This is a genomic window from Pseudomonas sp. A214 (assembly GCF_900156295.1).
GTDB classification, from domain to species: domain Bacteria; phylum Pseudomonadota; class Gammaproteobacteria; order Pseudomonadales; family Pseudomonadaceae; genus Aquipseudomonas; species Aquipseudomonas rhizophila.
The window spans coordinates 5,095,567-5,111,449 of record NZ_LT707062.1 but is presented as its reverse complement, the minus strand read 5'-3'; the positions used below and the strand labels follow the sequence as shown (position 1 = coordinate 5,111,449).

Genomic DNA, 15,883 nt, shown 5'->3' with positions numbered 1-15,883 from the left:
ATGGCCGAAAGCGAGAGTGGGCAGGACAAGACAGAAGACCCCACGGAGAAGCGCAAGAAGGAGTCTCGGGACAAGGGCGAGATTGCGCGCTCCAAGGAGCTCAATACCCTGGCGGTGATGTTGGCCGGGGCGGGCGGTCTGTTGATTTATGGCGGCGGGCTGGCCCTGGATCTGCTGGAAATCATGCGCCTGAATTTTTCCTTGCCCCGCGAGGTACTGCTCAGTCCCGGTGCCATGGGGCAATACCTGCTGCACTCCGGCAAGATCGCGATCCTGGCCGTGCAACCGGTCCTGATCTTTCTGCTGTTGGCGGCCATTATTGGCCCGATTTCCCTGGGGGGCTGGCTGTTTGCCGGTAAGAGCCTGGCGCCCAAGTTCAGTCGGATGAACCCGGCCAACGGCCTCAAGCGAATGTTTTCCAGTACGGCGCTGATGGAGTTGCTCAAGGCGCTTGGGAAGTTTTTCCTGATCCTGTTTGTCGCGCTGACGGTACTGCAGGCCGATATCGACGACTTGCTGCGCATCGCCCATGAACCCTTGGAGCAGGCCATTATCCACAGCGTGCAGCTGGTGGGCTGGAGTACCTTGTGGATGGCTTGCGGCTTGATTCTGATCGCCGCCATCGACGTGCCGATCCAGCTGTATCAGAGCAAGCAGAAGCTGATGATGACCAAGCAGGAGATCCGCGACGAGCATAAGGACCAGGAGGGCAAGCCGGAGGTCAAGCAACGGATTCGCCAGTTGCAGCGTGAAGTGTCCCAGCGCCGGATGATGGCGGCGATCCCGGATGCCGACGTGGTCATCACCAACCCGACTCACTACGCCGTGGCACTCAAGTACGACCCCGATAAAGGCAATGCTCCGGTGTTGCTGGCCAAGGGCAGTGATTTCCTGGCGCTGAAAATCCGCGAGATTGCCGTAGCCAACGAAGTGATGCTGCTCGAGTCCCCCGCGTTGGCGCGATCGATTTACTACTCCACCGAACTCGACCAGGAAATCCCCGGAGGCCTGTACCTGGCCGTGGCCCAGGTGTTGGCCTACGTCTATCAGATCCGTCAACACCGCGCCGGCAAGGGCAAGCGCCCCGAGCCTCTCAAGGATTTGCCGATTCCACCGGATTTGCGCCGCGACTCCTGATTCGGGCCTGCGCTGATTGCGCTCGGATGCAGAACCAGTGGGAGCGAGCCTCGATTGCATTCAGCGCCTTGGCTAGCGCCTCTATTTCAGCCTCTGACAAAAGTTGGAAGGCTTCTTGCAATACCCCGTCTGCGCCCGTTTCGGGCGTCAAAAGTTTGCTTCACAGGAACGGGGATTATTGGTGGATCGCTCTCAGTTATTCAACACCGCGCGCAACAACGTAGCCGACCTCAGCCGGGGTAATCTGGGCGTGCCGTTGTTGCTGCTGGTCATGCTCGCCATGATGATGCTGCCGGTGCCACCGTTTCTGCTGGACGTGTTCTTCACGTTCAACATTGCTTTGTCCATCGTTGTACTGCTGGTGTGTGTGTACGCATTGCGGCCACTGGATTTCGCGGTGTTCCCGACCATTCTGCTGGTGGCGACGCTGATGCGCCTGGCGCTCAACGTGGCGTCCACCCGGGTGGTGATGATCCACGGGCATGAAGGCCACGCCGCTGCCGGTAAGGTGATCCAGGCCTTCGGTGAAGTGGTGATCGGCGGAAACTACGTGGTGGGTATCGTCGTCTTCGCCATTTTGATGATCATCAACTTTGTCGTGGTGACCAAGGGTGCCGGACGGATTTCCGAGGTGAGTGCGCGTTTCACCCTCGATGCAATGCCCGGCAAGCAAATGGCAATCGACGCCGACCTCAACGCCGGCCTGATCGATCAGGGCCAGGCCAAGGCCCGTCGTCTGGAAGTGGCCCAGGAAGCCGAGTTCTATGGCTCCATGGACGGTGCCAGCAAATTCGTGCGCGGCGATGCCATCGCCGGCCTGCTGATCCTCTTCATCAACCTGATCGGCGGTATGGCTGTCGGTATCTTCCAGCACGGCATGACATTCGGCGATGCCGGCAAGGTTTACGCGCTGTTAACCATTGGTGACGGTTTGGTGGCGCAATTGCCATCACTGTTGTTATCCACAGCTGCCGCGATCATGGTGACCCGTGCGTCCGGCTCCGAAGACATGGGTAAGCAGATCGGCCGGCAGATGTTTGCATCGCCCAAGGCGTTGGCCGTTGCAGCCGGACTGATGGCCGTGATGGGCCTGGTCCCCGGGATGCCCCATTTCTCGTTTCTGAGCATGGCCGCATTGGCGGCGGGTGGCGCCTACCTGTTCTGGAAGAAACAGAACGTACAAAAGGTTCAGGCCCTGCAGGAGGTCAAGCGTCAGCAGGAACTGTTGCCGTCGCCGGCTCGTGCCATGGAAACCAAGGAGCTGGGCTGGGACGACGTGACGCCGATCGACATGATCGGCCTGGAAGTCGGTTACCGTCTGATCCCCTTGGTGGACCGCAATCAGGGTGGTCAATTGCTCGCGCGGATCAAGGGTGTGCGCAAGAAGCTGTCCCAGGACCTGGGCTTTCTGATGCCCACCGTACATATTCGTGACAACCTCGATCTGGCACCAAGTGCCTATCGCTTGACGCTGATGGGGGTGATCCTGGCCGAAGCCGAGATTTACCCGGACCGTGAACTGGCGATCAACCCGGGACAGGTCTACGGTTCGCTCAACGGCATTACCGCCAAGGATCCGGCTTTTGGCCTGGAAGCGGTATGGATCGAAATCAGCCAGCGGGCCCAGGCCCAGTCCCTTGGCTATACCGTGGTGGACGCCAGTACCGTGGTCGCGACCCACTTGAACCAGATTCTGTACAAGCACTCCAGCGAGCTGATCGGTCACGAAGAAGTCCAGCAATTACTGCAAGTGCTGGCCAAAGGCTCGCCGAAGCTGGCCGAAGAGCTGGTGCCTGGCGTGGTTTCGTTGTCGCAATTGCTCAAGGTGTTGCAAGCGCTGTTGGCTGAGCAGGTGCCGGTGCGCGACATTCGCAGCATTGCCGAGGCTATCGCCAACAACGCTTCCAAGAGTCAAGATACCGCCGCTCTGGTGGCTGCGGTGCGGGTTGGCGTATCCCGCGCAATCGTCCAAAGCATTGTAGGCACTGAGTCGGAGCTGCCTGTGATCACGTTGGAGCCAAGGTTGGAACAGATATTGCTCAATAGTCTGCAGAAGGCAGGACAAGGCTCGGAAGAGGGCGTTCTGCTGGAGCCAAGCATGGCCGAGAAGCTGCAGCGTTCGCTGATCGATGCAGCCCAGCGGCAGGAGATGCAAGGCCAACCGGTGATCCTGCTGGTGGCCGGTCCGATTCGCGCGATGCTTTCGCGATTCGGGCGCCTCGCGGTCCCGGGGTTGCATGTGCTGGCGTACCAGGAAATACCGGACAACAAGCAAGTGACCATCGTTGCGACAGTAGGGCCCAACGGCTGAGGTAGTGGTTTATGCAAGTGAAGCGTTTTTTTGCCGCCGATATGCGTCAGGCCATGAAGCTGGTTCGTGACGAGCTGGGCGCTGAAGCCGCCATCATCGGTAACCGTCGGATCGCCGGCGGTGTCGAGCTGACGGCGGCTCTGGATTACAAATTGTCGGCGCTGGCCCCACGTGTTCCCAACATGGAACTCGAGGATGAGCTGCGCAAGACCCAGTCGCGCATCGCCAGTGCCCAGGCCGAATTGAGCTTGCGCAGCAGTGACGGCGAAGCCAGCGCGGGCACCAATCGTCAATTGTTCGCCGGCCAGCCTCTGACCGCTGGATTGCCGTTGACCGCTGCCGAGCCACTGGTCGAGCAGGCCAAGGCCGAGCCGCGTCGTCCGGCGCCGGTTCAGGCTGCCTCGGGCGGTGGCGTCGACCCGCGCGCCCTGGACTCGATGCGCTTCGAACTCAACAGCCTGCGTGAACTGATGGAAGTTCAGCTCGGCTCCCTGGCCTGGAACCAGTTGCAAGGCAACCGTCCGGCCCAGGCAAACCTGTGGCGTCGCCTGCAACGTATCGGCCTGTCCGGTCCGTTGTCCCGTGACCTGCTGGCGCTGATCAACGATATCGAAGAACCTCGTCAGGCCTGGCGCATGTTGCTGGCGCACCTGGCGCGGATGATCGCCACACCGGAAGTCGAGCCTCTCGAAGAAGGTGGCGTCATTGCCATGGTCGGCCCGGCCGGCATGGGCAAGACCACCACCCTGGCCAAGCTCGCGGCGCGTTATGTACTCAAGTACGGCGCCCAGAGCATCGCCCTGGTGAGCATGGACAGTTTCCGTATCGGTGCCCAGGAACAACTCAAGACCCTTGGCCGGATCCTCAATGTGTCGGTGACCCATGTGGATCCGGGCCAGTCCCTGGCCCAGGCGCTGGAACCGCTGCTGCGCAAGCGCGTCGTGCTGATCGATACCGCCGGCCTGCAAGCCAGCGATCCGGCCCTGCGCATGCAGCTTGAAAGCCTGGCCGGGCGTGGGATCCGGTCAAAAAATTATCTCGTGTTGGCAACCACCAGCCAGAAACAGGTTCTAACCGCCGCATACCACAGCTACAAACGCTGCGGGCTGGCCGGCTGCATCCTGACTAAGCTGGACGAAACGGCAAGCCTGGGCGAGGTGTTGAGCCTGGCGATCGGTCATGATTTACCGGTGGCCTACCTGACCGACGGGCCGCGGATCCCGGATGATTTGCATCTGCCGCGCCGTCATCAACTGGTCAGTCGTGCCGTGAGTGTGCAAATGCAGGAAGAACCCAGCGAAGAAGCCATGGCTGATATGTTCGCTGATATCTACCACAGCCCGACCAAGCAGGTCGGCTGAGGTAATCATGAATATTTTTTGTACCTACATCGATGGTCTGCCATGCATTGTTCCTTCATGCGAGCGCGCAGCCAGTAATGTGGCCTCCGTCTAAGTAAGACAAGGTAAAGAACGAACATGGGCAGCATGCATCCCGTACAGGTGATCGCGGTGACCGGCGGCAAAGGTGGCGTCGGCAAGACTAACGTGTCAGTGAACTTGTCCCTGGCTCTGGCAGAGCTTGGCCGACGGGTCATGCTGCTGGACGCCGACCTGGGCCTGGCGAACGTCGACGTGCTGCTGGGGCTCACGCCCAAGCGCACGCTGGCGGACGTGATAGAGGGCCGCTGCGAACTGCGCGACGTGCTGCTGCAAGGGCCGGGCGGGATTCGCATCGTGCCGGCTGCCTCGGGCACCCAGAGCATGGTTCACCTGACCCCGGCTCAACACGCCGGCCTGATCCAGGCCTTCAGCGACATCGGTGACAACCTCGATGTGCTGGTGATCGACACCGCTGCCGGTATCGGTGATTCGGTCGTCAGTTTCGTACGCGCTGCCCAGGAAGTCTTGCTGGTGGTCTGCGACGAACCGACGTCCATCACCGACGCCTATGCCCTGATCAAGTTATTGAACCGTGACTACGGCATGAACCGCTTCCGCGTCCTGGCCAACATGGCCCAGAGCCCGCAGGAAGGTCGCAACCTGTTCGCCAAGTTGACAAAGGTCACGGATCGTTTCCTGGACGTCGCCCTACAATACGTCGGCGCTGTGCCCTACGACGAAAGCGTACGCAAGGCCGTCCAGAAGCAACGTGCGGTTTATGAAGCCTTTCCCCGTTCCAAATGCGCACTGGCGTTCAAGGCTATTGCCCAGAAGGTTGATACCTGGCCACTGCCAGCCAACCCTCGCGGGCATCTGGAGTTTTTCGTCGAGCGTCTCGTGCAACAAACAGCAGGGCCCGTGTTATGACAGCCAGCGGTTACAACCATCTCTACAAGAAATCGGCACGGGACGCCCAGTACGAATTGATTGAGCGATACGCGCCTCTGGTCAAGCGTATCGCCTATCACTTGCTGGCGCGCTTGCCGGCCAGTGTCCAGGTTGAAGACCTGATCCAGGCGGGCATGATCGGCCTGCTCGAAGTGTCGAACAAATACGACGCGAGCAAGGGCGCCAGTTTCGAGACCTATGCCGGTATTCGCATTCGCGGGGCGATGCTCGATGAAGTCCGTAAGGGTGATTGGGCGCCGCGTTCGGTGCATCGCAATACCCGCATGGTCAGTGACGCCATTCGCGCCATTGAAGCTAAAACCGGGCGTGACGCTAAAGATCACGAGGTTGCGGCCGAACTCCAATTGAGTCTCGATGATTATTACGGGATTTTGAACGATACCTTGGGCAGTCGCCTGTTCAGTTTCGACGACCTGCTGCAGGACGGCGAACACGAAGGGCTGCACGAGGACGGCGCGAGTGCTCACATGGAGCCATCGCGTGACCTGGAAGATGAGCGTTTCCAGAGCGCGCTGGCGGATGCGATTGCCAATTTGCCGGAGCGTGAGCGACTGGTCTTGGCGCTGTACTACGACGAAGAGCTGAACCTCAAGGAAATCGGTGAGGTCCTGGGTGTCAGCGAATCGCGGGTCAGCCAGTTACACAGCCAGTGCGCGGCCCGTTTGCGGGGGCGTTTGGGGGAGTGGCGAGCGCGCTGACAGCAGTGTGGGGACACTGCGAACGAGGCTGGCCTGGCATGTGCTGAGCCAGTCTTTCTCTGTTGTCCTCCAGACCGTTGTCGAGTGTTGTGCCGGATTGATTGAAATGGCGCGTTCAGGTGCTGGGCGCGTTTAAGACTGCTTGGAGGTCGAATTGGACAAGAACATGAAAATCCTCATCGTTGATGACTTCTCAACGATGCGGCGGATCATAAAAAACCTGTTGCGTGACCTTGGGTTCACCAACACGGTCGAGGCCGACGATGGCACCACTGCCATTCCGGTTCTCAACAGCGGAAGCATCGACTTTCTGGTGACTGACTGGAACATGCCCGGCATGACCGGTATCGACTTGCTGCGCCATGTGCGCGCCGACGAAAAACTCAAGCACCTTCCGGTGCTGATGGTCACTGCCGAAGCCAAGCGCGAGCAGATCATCGAAGCGGCCCAGGCCGGTGTGAACGGCTACGTGGTCAAACCCTTCACGGCCCAGGCGTTGAAAGAGAAGATCGAAAAAATCTTCGAACGCATCGGTTAACGGCGCCACGGGGGAGCTATGGATAACGAATCTTCAATGGGTGATTTCGAATCGACCCTGAAAAAACATGCCCGCGAACTGGTCGACAGCCTTGAGAAAGGCCGCTTTGGCGATGCGGTTCAAATGATCCATGAGCTCAACCAGACCCGTGACCGCGGTCTGTATCAGGAAGTGGGCAAGCTCACGCGTGAACTGCACAGCGCGATTGTCAATTTTCAGATCGATCCGAACATGCCGCAGGCCGAGGAGGTCTCGCAGATCACCGACGCGACCGAGCGTCTGGGTTATGTGGTCAAGCTGACCGAGGCCGCGGCCAACCGCACCATGGACCTGGTGGAGAACGCAACGCCGCTGGTCAATGGCCTGAGCGATGAAGCCCAGGCCTTGAGCACCGACTGGGGTCGCTTCATGCGGCGCGAAGTCGGGGCTGAAGAGTTTCGCGAGCTGGCCCGTCGGGTCGACGGTTTCCTGACGCGCAGTAGCGCCGAGAACCGCGCCGTGGCGAGCAACCTCAACGACATTCTGCTGGCTCAGGACTATCAAGACCTGACCGGCCAGGTGATCAAGCGGGTGACCCAACTGGTCACCGAAGTGGAAAGCAACCTGCTCAAACTGGTGTTGATGGCCAGCCAGGTAGACCGCTTTGCAGGCATCGAACACGACCGTGAAGCGATGCTCGCTGAAAAAGATCCACAAAAACATCTCTCTCAGGGTGAAGGTCCGCAAATTCATGCCGATAAAAGAGAAGACGTTGTGTCCGGTCAGGACGATGTGGACGATTTGCTGTCCAGCCTTGGATTTTAGGTTTTAGACCTCTAGGAGCACCCATTAATGAGCTTCGGCGCCGATGAAGAGATCCTTCAGGATTTCCTGGTTGAGGCCGGCGAGATTCTAGAGCAACTGTCCGAACAGCTGGTCGAGCTGGAAAGCCGACCTGATGATGCGGATCTGCTCAATGCAATTTTTCGCGGTTTCCACACTGTAAAAGGAGGCGCCGGCTTCCTCCAGCTCAATGAGCTGGTGGAGTGCTGTCACATTGCCGAAAACGTGTTCGACATCCTGCGCAAGGGTGAGCGTCGCGTTGACTCGGAATTGATGGACGTGGTGCTCGAAGCGCTGGATGCGGTCAACAGCATGTTCAGTGAAGTGCGCGAGCGCTCACCGATCACCGCTGCTACGCCTGAGCTGCTCGCCGCGCTGTCGCGCCTGGCCGAGCCGCAGTCGGCTGACGAAGCTGCACCGGTAGCCGCGCCAGTGGTTGAGGAACCGGTCGCCGAGGAATCAGGCGACATCACCGATAACGAATTCGAACAACTGCTGGACTCGCTGAACGCCGTCAAGGCTCAAGCCCAGGCTCCGGCAGCGCCTGCTGTCCCGGCTGCGCCGGCCGCCGATGCCGCCGCCAGCGATGAAATCACCGACGCCGAGTTCGAGTCGCTGCTCGATCAGCTTCACGGCAAGGGCCAGTTCGCCGTGGATGCCGTCGCCCCCCCGAGTGCCCCGGCCGCCCCGAAAGCGGCGGGCGACAACTCCGATATCACCGACGATGAGTTCGAGGCTTTGCTCGATCAGTTGCACGGCAAGGGTAACTTCGCCGTGGACGCACTGGATTCGGCTATCGCCTCCGCGCCGACCCCAGCCAAGCCTGCCGCCGCCGCAGCGGGCAGCGACCTGATCAGCGATCACGAATTCGAATCACTGCTCGACGAACTGCACGGCAAGGGCAAGTTCAGCGAAGTCGGCACCGCCTCAACAGCCACTGCGCCTGCCGCCACTGCCACAGCGGCTGCGCCAGCGGAGAAGGCCGCGGCCAAACCCGCCGCCAAGGCACCGGAACCGAAGGCTGAGACACCCAAGCCTGCTGCCGCCGCCCCGGCGCCAGCCCGCGCACCGGCGGCCGCGCCGGCGGAAAAGCCGGCCAGCGAAGCCGAGACCACTGTACGGGTCGACACCGCTCGCCTGGACGAGATCATGAACATGGTCGGCGAACTGGTGCTGGTGCGTAACCGCCTGGTGCGCCTGGGCCTCAACAGCCAGGACGAAGCCATGGCCAAGGCCGTGTCGAACCTGGACGTGGTCACGGCTGACTTGCAGACGGCGGTCATGAAGACCCGGATGCAGCCGATCAAGAAAGTCTTCGGGCGCTTTCCGCGCCTGGTTCGCGACCTGGCGCGCCAGCTCAAGAAAGAAATCAACCTGGAACTAGTGGGCGAAGAGACCGACCTGGACAAGAACCTGGTCGAGGCTCTGGCCGATCCACTGGTCCACTTGGTGCGCAACGCGGTCGACCACGGTATCGAGTCGCCGCAAGAGCGCGAAGAGTCAGGCAAGCCCCGCAGCGGCAAGGTGGTATTGGCCGCCGAGCAGGAAGGCGACCACATCCTGCTGTCGATCTCCGACGACGGCAAAGGCATGGACCCGAACGTACTGCGCTCCATCGCGGTGAAGCGCGGTGTGATGGACAAGGATGCCGCCGACCGCCTGAGCGACACCGAGTGCTACAACCTGATCTTCGCCCCGGGGTTCTCGACCAAGACCGAGATTTCCGACGTGTCGGGCCGTGGCGTGGGCATGGATGTGGTGAAAACCAAGATTTCCCAGCTCAACGGTTCGATCAACATCTACTCGACCAAGGGCCAGGGCTCGAAAATCGTCATCAAGGTCCCGCTGACCCTGGCGATCATGCCGACCCTGATGGTGATGCTGGGCAACCAGGCATTCGCCTTCCCGCTGGTCAATGTCAACGAAATCTTCCACCTCGACCTGTCGCGCACCAACGTGGTGGACGGCCAGGAAGTGGTGATCGTGCGGGACAAGGCACTGCCGCTGTTCTACCTCAAGCGCTGGCTGGTCAGCTCCGCCGCTCATGTCGAGCAGGGTGAAGGCCATGTGGTGATCCTTTCGGTGGGCACCCAGCGGATCGGCTTCGTCGTCGATCAGTTGGTGGGCCAGGAAGAAGTGGTCATCAAGCCGCTAGGCAAGATGCTCCAGGGCACCCCGGGCATGTCCGGCGCCACCATCACCGGCGACGGTCGCATCGCGTTGATTCTCGATGTGCCAAGCATGCTCAAGCGTTACGCCGCACGGCGTATTTGATTCTGGAGGGGCGCGGCCCGCAGCCGCGTCTCGTCTAACGGAGTGTTTATGGTAGTTAAAGTCCTGGTGGTGGACGATTCGGGGTTTTTCCGCCGCCGCGTCTCGGAAATTCTCTCGGCGGACCCGAGTATTCAGGTCGTCGGTACGGCGACCAACGGCAAAGAGGCAATCGATCAGGCGCTGGCGCTCAAGCCGGACGTGATCACCATGGACTACGAGATGCCGATGATGGATGGCATCACGGCGGTGCGGCATATCATGCAGCGCTGCCCGACCCCAGTATTGATGTTCTCCTCCCTGACCCATGAAGGCGCCCGGGTGACCCTCGATGCGCTGGACGCCGGGGCGGTGGATTTCCTGCCGAAAAATTTCGAAGACATTTCGCGCAACCCCGACAAGGTTCGGCAGTTGCTGTGCGAGAAGGTCCACAGTATTTCCCGCAGCAACCGGCGTGTCGGTGCCTATAGCATACCTGCGCCAGCGCCTGCACCAGCCCCGGCTTCATCGGGCAGCTTCAATCCGGCCCCAGCGCGCAGTGCCCCGGCCCCAGCGCCAGCTCGTTCCGCGCCCGCCAGTACGTCATCGTCGCCGGCCCCCAAGCGCAAAGCCTACAAACTGGTCGCTATTGGTACGTCCACCGGCGGCCCGGTGGCGTTGCAGCGGGTCCTGACCCAGTTGCCGGCCAACTTTCCGGCGCCGATCGTGCTGATCCAGCATATGCCCGCGGCCTTCACCAAGGCGTTCGCCGAGCGTCTGGACAAGCTGTGTCGTATCAGCGTCAAGGAGGCCGAGGATGGCGACATCCTGCGTCCGGGCCTGGCGCTGTTGGCGCCAGGCGGCAAGCAGATGATGATCGATGGTCGCGGCGCGGTGAAAATCCTGCCCGGCGATGAGCGGCTCAATTACAAACCGTGCGTGGACATCACTTTCGGCTCCGCCGCTAAATCCTACGGCGACAAAGTTCTGGCGGTGGTGCTCACCGGCATGGGCGCCGACGGTCGCGAAGGCGCGCGCCTGCTCAAGCAGGGCGGCAGCGCCATTTGGGCCCAGGATGAAGCCAGTTGCGTGATCTATGGCATGCCGATGGCGATTGTCAAAGCGGATCTGGCCGACGCGGTGTACGGGCTGGACGACATCGGTAGACATCTGGTCGAGGCGTGCCTGTAATGGATGTGCTCAGCCTGATCGGCATCATCATGGCGTTCGTCGCCATTATTGGTGGCAATTACCTGGAAGGCGGTCACCTGGGGGCCTTGGCCAACGGCCCGGCGGCGTTGATCGTGATCGGCGGCACCGTGGGCGCGGCGCTGTTGCAGTCGCCCATGAGCGCCTTCAAGCGCGCCATGCAGGTGCTCATCTGGATTCTGTTCCCGCCACGTGTCGACCTGGCCGGTGGCATCGACCGCGTGGTGAACTGGAGTCTGACCGCCCGCAAGGAAGGTTTGCTGGGCCTGGAAGGGGTGGCCGACGCCGAACCCGACAACTATTCGCGCAAAGGCCTGCAACTGTTGGTGGACGGCGCTGAGCCGGAAGCCATCCGCAGCATCCTGGAAGTGGATTTCTACACCCAGGAAAGCCGTGACATCGAAGCGGCCAAAGTCTTTGAAAGCATGGGTGGCTATGCGCCGACCATCGGCATCATCGGTGCGGTGATGGGCCTGATCCACGTGATGGGCAACCTGGCCGATCCGTCGCAACTGGGCAGTGGTATCGCCGTGGCTTTCGTCGCGACCATTTATGGTGTGGCCAGTGCCAACCTGGTGCTGCTGCCGATCGCCGCCAAGCTCAAGTCCATTGCGTTGCGCCAGTCGCGTTATCGCGAAATGTTGCTGGAAGGGATCCTGTCGATCGCCGAAGGTGAAAACCCGCGTTCCATTGAGTTGAAGCTTCAGGGCTTCATGGACTGATGGGAGACATGGAAAATGGCACGTCGCAGGCATCGTGAAGAACACGTCAACCATGAACGCTGGCTCGTCTCTTACGCCGACTTCATCACGCTGCTGTTCGCTTTTTTCGTGGTCATGTATTCGATCTCGTCGGTCAACGAAGGCAAGTACAAGGTTATTTCCGAGGCGCTGATCGGCGTGTTTACCGACTCCGACCGCGCCCTCAAGCCCATCCCCATTGGTGATGAGCGGCCCAAGACCACCACGCCGGCCAAACCGCTGGTCAGGGACTCCGAGCAGGTCGATGCCGGTATCGCTGGCGGCAGCGATCCGTTGAAAAGCATTGCCGATGACATCAGCGCGGCGTTTGGTGATCTGATCAGCTCCAATCAGATGACCGTGCGCGGCAACGAGTTGTGGGTTGAGATCGAACTCAATTCCAGCCTGTTGTTTGGCAGCGGCGATGCCATGCCCAGCGACATGGCGTTCAACATCATCGATAAAGTGGCCGCGATCCTCAGGCCTTTCGACAACCCGATCCACGTAGAAGGCTTCACAGACGATCAGCCGATTCGCACTGCGCAGTACCCGACCAACTGGGAACTGTCCTCGGCGCGTTCGGCGAGCATCGTGCGCATGCTCGCGATGCAGGGCGTAAACCCCGGCCGGCTGGCGTCGGTGGGCTATGGTGAATTCCAGCCGGTGGCCAACAATGCCACCGCCGAGGGGAGGGCGCGCAACCGGCGAGTGGTGTTGGTGGTGTCGCGCAACCTTGAGGTGCGCCGCAGCCTGACCGGGACCGGTACGGCCCATGCAACACCGGATGCGGCATTGAAGCGTGCTGGCACACAAACTGCACCGACCCAGCCCAAGTCGCCGGGAAGACAGAGCGCCGTCAATTCTCCGTCACCCGCTTTATAACCGAGCTATTTCTCGGTCGAGCCTTTATCGACCGGGAGGAACAATCCGAATGAGAGTCTGGGCAGTCGCCAATCAAAAAGGTGGTGTGGGTAAAACCACATCTTCCATCGCTTTAGCCGGATTGCTGGCCGAGGCGGGCAAGCGCGTGGTCATGGTCGATCTGGACCCCCACGGCTCGATGACCAGCTACTTTGGTTACGATCCCGACAGTCTGGAGCACAGCAACTACGACCTGTTCCTGCACAAGGGCGGTGTGCCCGAAGGCTTGCCGGGGCAGTTGCTGCTGTCCACCAGCGATGAGCGGATTTCCCTGTTGCCATCCAGCACCGCCCTGGCGACCCTGGAACGGCAGTCGCCGGGACAAAGCGGTCTGGGCCTGGTGATCGCCAAGAGTCTGGCGCAACTGTGGCAGGACTTCGATTACGCGATCATCGACAGCCCGCCGCTGCTTGGCGTGCTGATGGTCAACGCCTTGGCGGCCAGCCAGCAATTGGTTATCCCGGTGCAGACCGAGCATCTGGCAGTCAAGGGCCTGGAGCGCATGGTCAATACCCTGGCGATGATCAACCGCTCACGCAAGCAATCGTTGGCCTTCAACATCGTGCCGACCCTGTTTGATCGTCGCACCCAGGCGTCCCTGGGCACCCTGCGCGTGCTGCGGGACATGTACCCGGATGACATCTGGCAAGGCTACATTCCGGTCGACACGCGTTTGCGTGACGCCAGCCGTGCCGGTGTGACCCCTTCGCAATTCGATGGCAAGAGCCGCGGCGTGCTGGCCTACCGGGCGCTGCTCAAGCACCTGCTGGCCCAGCAGCTCGTTTCGCAGCAGGTGGCTTAAGGTGACGAGGCTTACCAAAGGCATTGCACTCGCTTGTGAGCGCTCAAGTCCAGGCGCATACATGCCGATAACCTTTTCAAGTGGCGCACTGTTCCCATGAGCCGCCCGATAAAGACAACCTCGCGTCCGCAACTGGCCCTGCAGTCTTATCTGGATGGGCTGTTGCAGGAAGCAACCGAAGAACTGCCACCGCAACCGAGCGTGATCGAGGCGTTGCCCGAGACCGTCGAAGCCGAAGGTGGACTGGATGAATTTCAGGCGGCCGTGCTCGAAGAGCAGGCCCGTGATGCACACAAAACAGTGATTGCCGCGGCAGTCGAGGCTCCGTTCATCAAGCCTCAGGTGGCAGTGATGCAAGCGCCTGCGCCGATCCTGGCGCCGGTCTCGACCGTTGCACCGTTGCTGCAGGGCCTGGTGACGCCGGTGGTGGAAGTCCATCTGCCACCAAGCAGCCCACCGCCGCCGGTGCCGACCGACGACCGTCCGGCCTGGGCCGCCGAGCCGTTCGAGTGTTTGTTGTTCGATGTGGCCGGGTTGACCCTGGCGGTGCCGCTGGTATGCCTGGGATCGATATATTCCCTGGCCGGGCAGGAACTGACGCCGTTGTTCGGTCAGCCGGAATGGTTCCTGGGGATCCTGCCGAGCCAGGCCGGCAACCTGAAGGTGCTGGATACCGCGCGCTGGGTGATGCCGGACCGTTATCGCGATGATTTTCGCCAGGGCCTGCAATACGTGATTTCGGTGCAAGGGTATGAATGGGGTTTGGCGGTGCATCAGGTCAGTCGCTCGCTGCGCCTGGACCCGAACGAGATCAAGTGGCGCAGCCATCGAGGCCAACGGCCATGGCTGGCCGGTACGGTGATCGAGCACATGTGCGCCTTGCTGGACGTTTCCGAGCTGGCCGAATTGATCGCCAGTGGCGGGGCAAAACACCTGGGCGGCGCCAAGCCGGTTCAGAAACCGAAATAAGACAACCCGTGGCGCACCACGTCACGGGGCAGAACACACACCGCCACAGGCGGTTTTTCGAGGGGTCAGGGTATGAATGATAAGGCGTCGTCTCTCAAGGGTTCCGAAGATCCGATTTTGCAATGGGTAACCTTCAAGCTCGATAACGAAACCTACGGCATCAACGTGATGCGCGTTCAGGAAGTGCTGCGCTATACCGAGATCGCCCCGGTACCCGGTGCGCCAAGCTACGTGCTGGGCATCATCAACCTGCGCGGTAACGTGGTCACGGTGATCGACACTCGCCAGCGGTTTGGCCTGAACTCCACCGAGGTCAACGACAACACCCGTATCGTGATCATCGAGGCCGACAAGCAAGTGGTCGGCATCCTCGTCGACAGCGTCGCTGAAGTGGTTTACTTGCGTCAGTCGGAAATCGAAACCGCGCCTAACGTCGGTAACGAAGAGTCGGCCAAGTTCATCCAGGGCGTGTGCAACAAGAACAACGAGTTGCTGATCCTGGTCGAGCTGGAGAAGATGATGAGCGAAGAGGAATGGTCGGAACTGGAGAGTATCTGATTTGATTCTTGAGGTAGCAGTCATTGTCCTGTTCCTTTTCTGGGCAGGCACGCTGGCGATGTTTGTCGCGTACATACGCGGCCAGCGGCAGATCGCCGCTCAGCAGGCCCAGGGCGATGCGTTGCGTGATCAACGCATCCGCGACCTGGCCAAACGCGTCGACGATTACCAGAACGGCACCGTGCGCATGGGCGAAGCCCTGCACGAGCTACGCGCCGTGGTCGCTCCGTTGCCGGACAAACTGGCCCAGTTGGAGCAGCGCGACCCCTCCAGCCTGTCCTTCGCCCAGGCCGCTCGCCTGGTGGGCATGGGCGCCAGCGTCGACGAACTGACCCAAGCCTGCGGCCTGACCCAGGCCGAGGCGGAGTTGATGAGCAAGTTGCATAAGGGCGGCTGATAGTTTCAAGCGGCAAGCTGCAAGAAAGATCAAGAGATCGCAGCCTTTGGCAGCGTCTACAGGGTTCACATTCCCCTGTAGGCGTTGCTGAAGGCTGCGATTTTTTTTGGGGTGCGCTTTTGTGGCGAGGGGATTTATCCCCGCTGGATCGCGAAGCGGTCCTGAATCTGGGCGATCCGG

The 15,883-nt window shown here is 60.8% G+C and carries 15 protein-coding genes; all 15 read left to right on the top strand.

The genetic code is table 11. From position 1 onward, the window contains the following. A complete protein-coding gene (gene flhB, locus BW979_RS22745; RefSeq protein WP_047226260.1) occupies positions 1–1,137 on the top strand; it encodes a flagellar biosynthesis protein FlhB in 1,137 nt (378 codons plus the stop codon). A 181-nt stretch (positions 1,138–1,318) separates the two neighbouring features. Continuing rightward, on the top strand, positions 1,319–3,448 hold the full coding sequence (flhA, locus tag BW979_RS22740) for a flagellar biosynthesis protein FlhA (RefSeq protein WP_047226414.1): 2,130 nt from the start codon (positions 1,319–1,321) through the stop codon (positions 3,446–3,448). A gap of 11 nt (positions 3,449–3,459) precedes the next feature. Continuing rightward, on the top strand, positions 3,460–4,809 hold the full coding sequence (gene flhF, locus BW979_RS22735) for a flagellar biosynthesis protein FlhF (protein ID WP_047226261.1): 1,350 nt from the start codon (positions 3,460–3,462) through the stop codon (positions 4,807–4,809). 117 nt (positions 4,810–4,926) lie between these two features. Next, positions 4,927–5,757, top strand: coding sequence for a flagellar synthesis regulator FleN (fleN, locus tag BW979_RS22730; RefSeq protein ID WP_003184001.1), 831 nt, complete (start codon positions 4,927–4,929; stop codon positions 5,755–5,757). Next, a complete protein-coding gene (gene fliA / locus BW979_RS22725) occupies positions 5,754–6,497 on the top strand; it encodes an RNA polymerase sigma factor FliA (protein ID WP_003184000.1) in 744 nt (247 codons plus the stop codon). Before fleN ends, fliA begins: the two co-directional genes overlap by 4 nt. Positions 6,498–6,663: 166 nt before the next feature. Continuing rightward, the gene (locus BW979_RS22720; protein ID WP_003183998.1) at positions 6,664–7,035 is read left to right on the top strand and encodes a chemotaxis response regulator CheY; all 372 of its coding nucleotides are present in this window, start codon (positions 6,664–6,666) and stop codon (positions 7,033–7,035) included. 18 nt (positions 7,036–7,053) lie between these two features. Next, on the top strand, positions 7,054–7,839 hold the full coding sequence (locus BW979_RS22715; protein ID WP_047226262.1) for a protein phosphatase CheZ: 786 nt from the start codon (positions 7,054–7,056) through the stop codon (positions 7,837–7,839). A gap of 27 nt (positions 7,840–7,866) precedes the next feature. Further along, a complete protein-coding gene (locus BW979_RS22710) occupies positions 7,867–10,131 on the top strand; it encodes a chemotaxis protein CheA (RefSeq protein ID WP_076385822.1) in 2,265 nt (754 codons plus the stop codon). Between the two features lie 48 nt (positions 10,132–10,179). Then, complete coding sequence (locus BW979_RS22705) at positions 10,180–11,298, top strand: protein-glutamate methylesterase/protein-glutamine glutaminase (protein ID WP_047226264.1); 1,119 nt, start codon at positions 10,180–10,182, stop codon at positions 11,296–11,298. Then, positions 11,298–12,038, top strand: a complete 741-nt coding sequence (locus BW979_RS22700; RefSeq protein WP_018606553.1) for a flagellar motor protein — start codon at positions 11,298–11,300, stop codon at positions 12,036–12,038. The genes BW979_RS22705 and BW979_RS22700 overlap by 1 nt, the downstream gene beginning before the upstream one ends. Positions 12,039–12,053: 15 nt before the next feature. Continuing rightward, positions 12,054–12,938 (top strand): flagellar motor protein MotD, encoded by an 885-nt coding sequence (gene motD, locus BW979_RS22695; RefSeq protein ID WP_047226265.1) that lies wholly within the window; start codon positions 12,054–12,056, stop codon positions 12,936–12,938. Positions 12,939–12,987: 49 nt separating this feature from the next. Continuing rightward, complete coding sequence (locus BW979_RS22690; RefSeq protein WP_047226266.1) at positions 12,988–13,779, top strand: ParA family protein; 792 nt, start codon at positions 12,988–12,990, stop codon at positions 13,777–13,779. 96 nt (positions 13,780–13,875) lie between these two features. Then, entirely contained in the window at positions 13,876–14,748 is an 873-nt protein-coding gene (locus tag BW979_RS22685; protein WP_047226267.1) for a CheW domain-containing protein, read from the top strand. 72 nt (positions 14,749–14,820) lie between these two features. Next, positions 14,821–15,306, top strand: a complete 486-nt coding sequence (locus tag BW979_RS22680) for a chemotaxis protein CheW (RefSeq protein WP_024778681.1) — start codon at positions 14,821–14,823, stop codon at positions 15,304–15,306. Position 15,307: 1 nt separating this feature from the next. Next, entirely contained in the window at positions 15,308–15,703 is a 396-nt protein-coding gene (locus tag BW979_RS22675; protein ID WP_047226268.1) for a DUF2802 domain-containing protein, read from the top strand. The last annotated feature ends 180 nt before the right edge of the window (positions 15,704–15,883 follow it).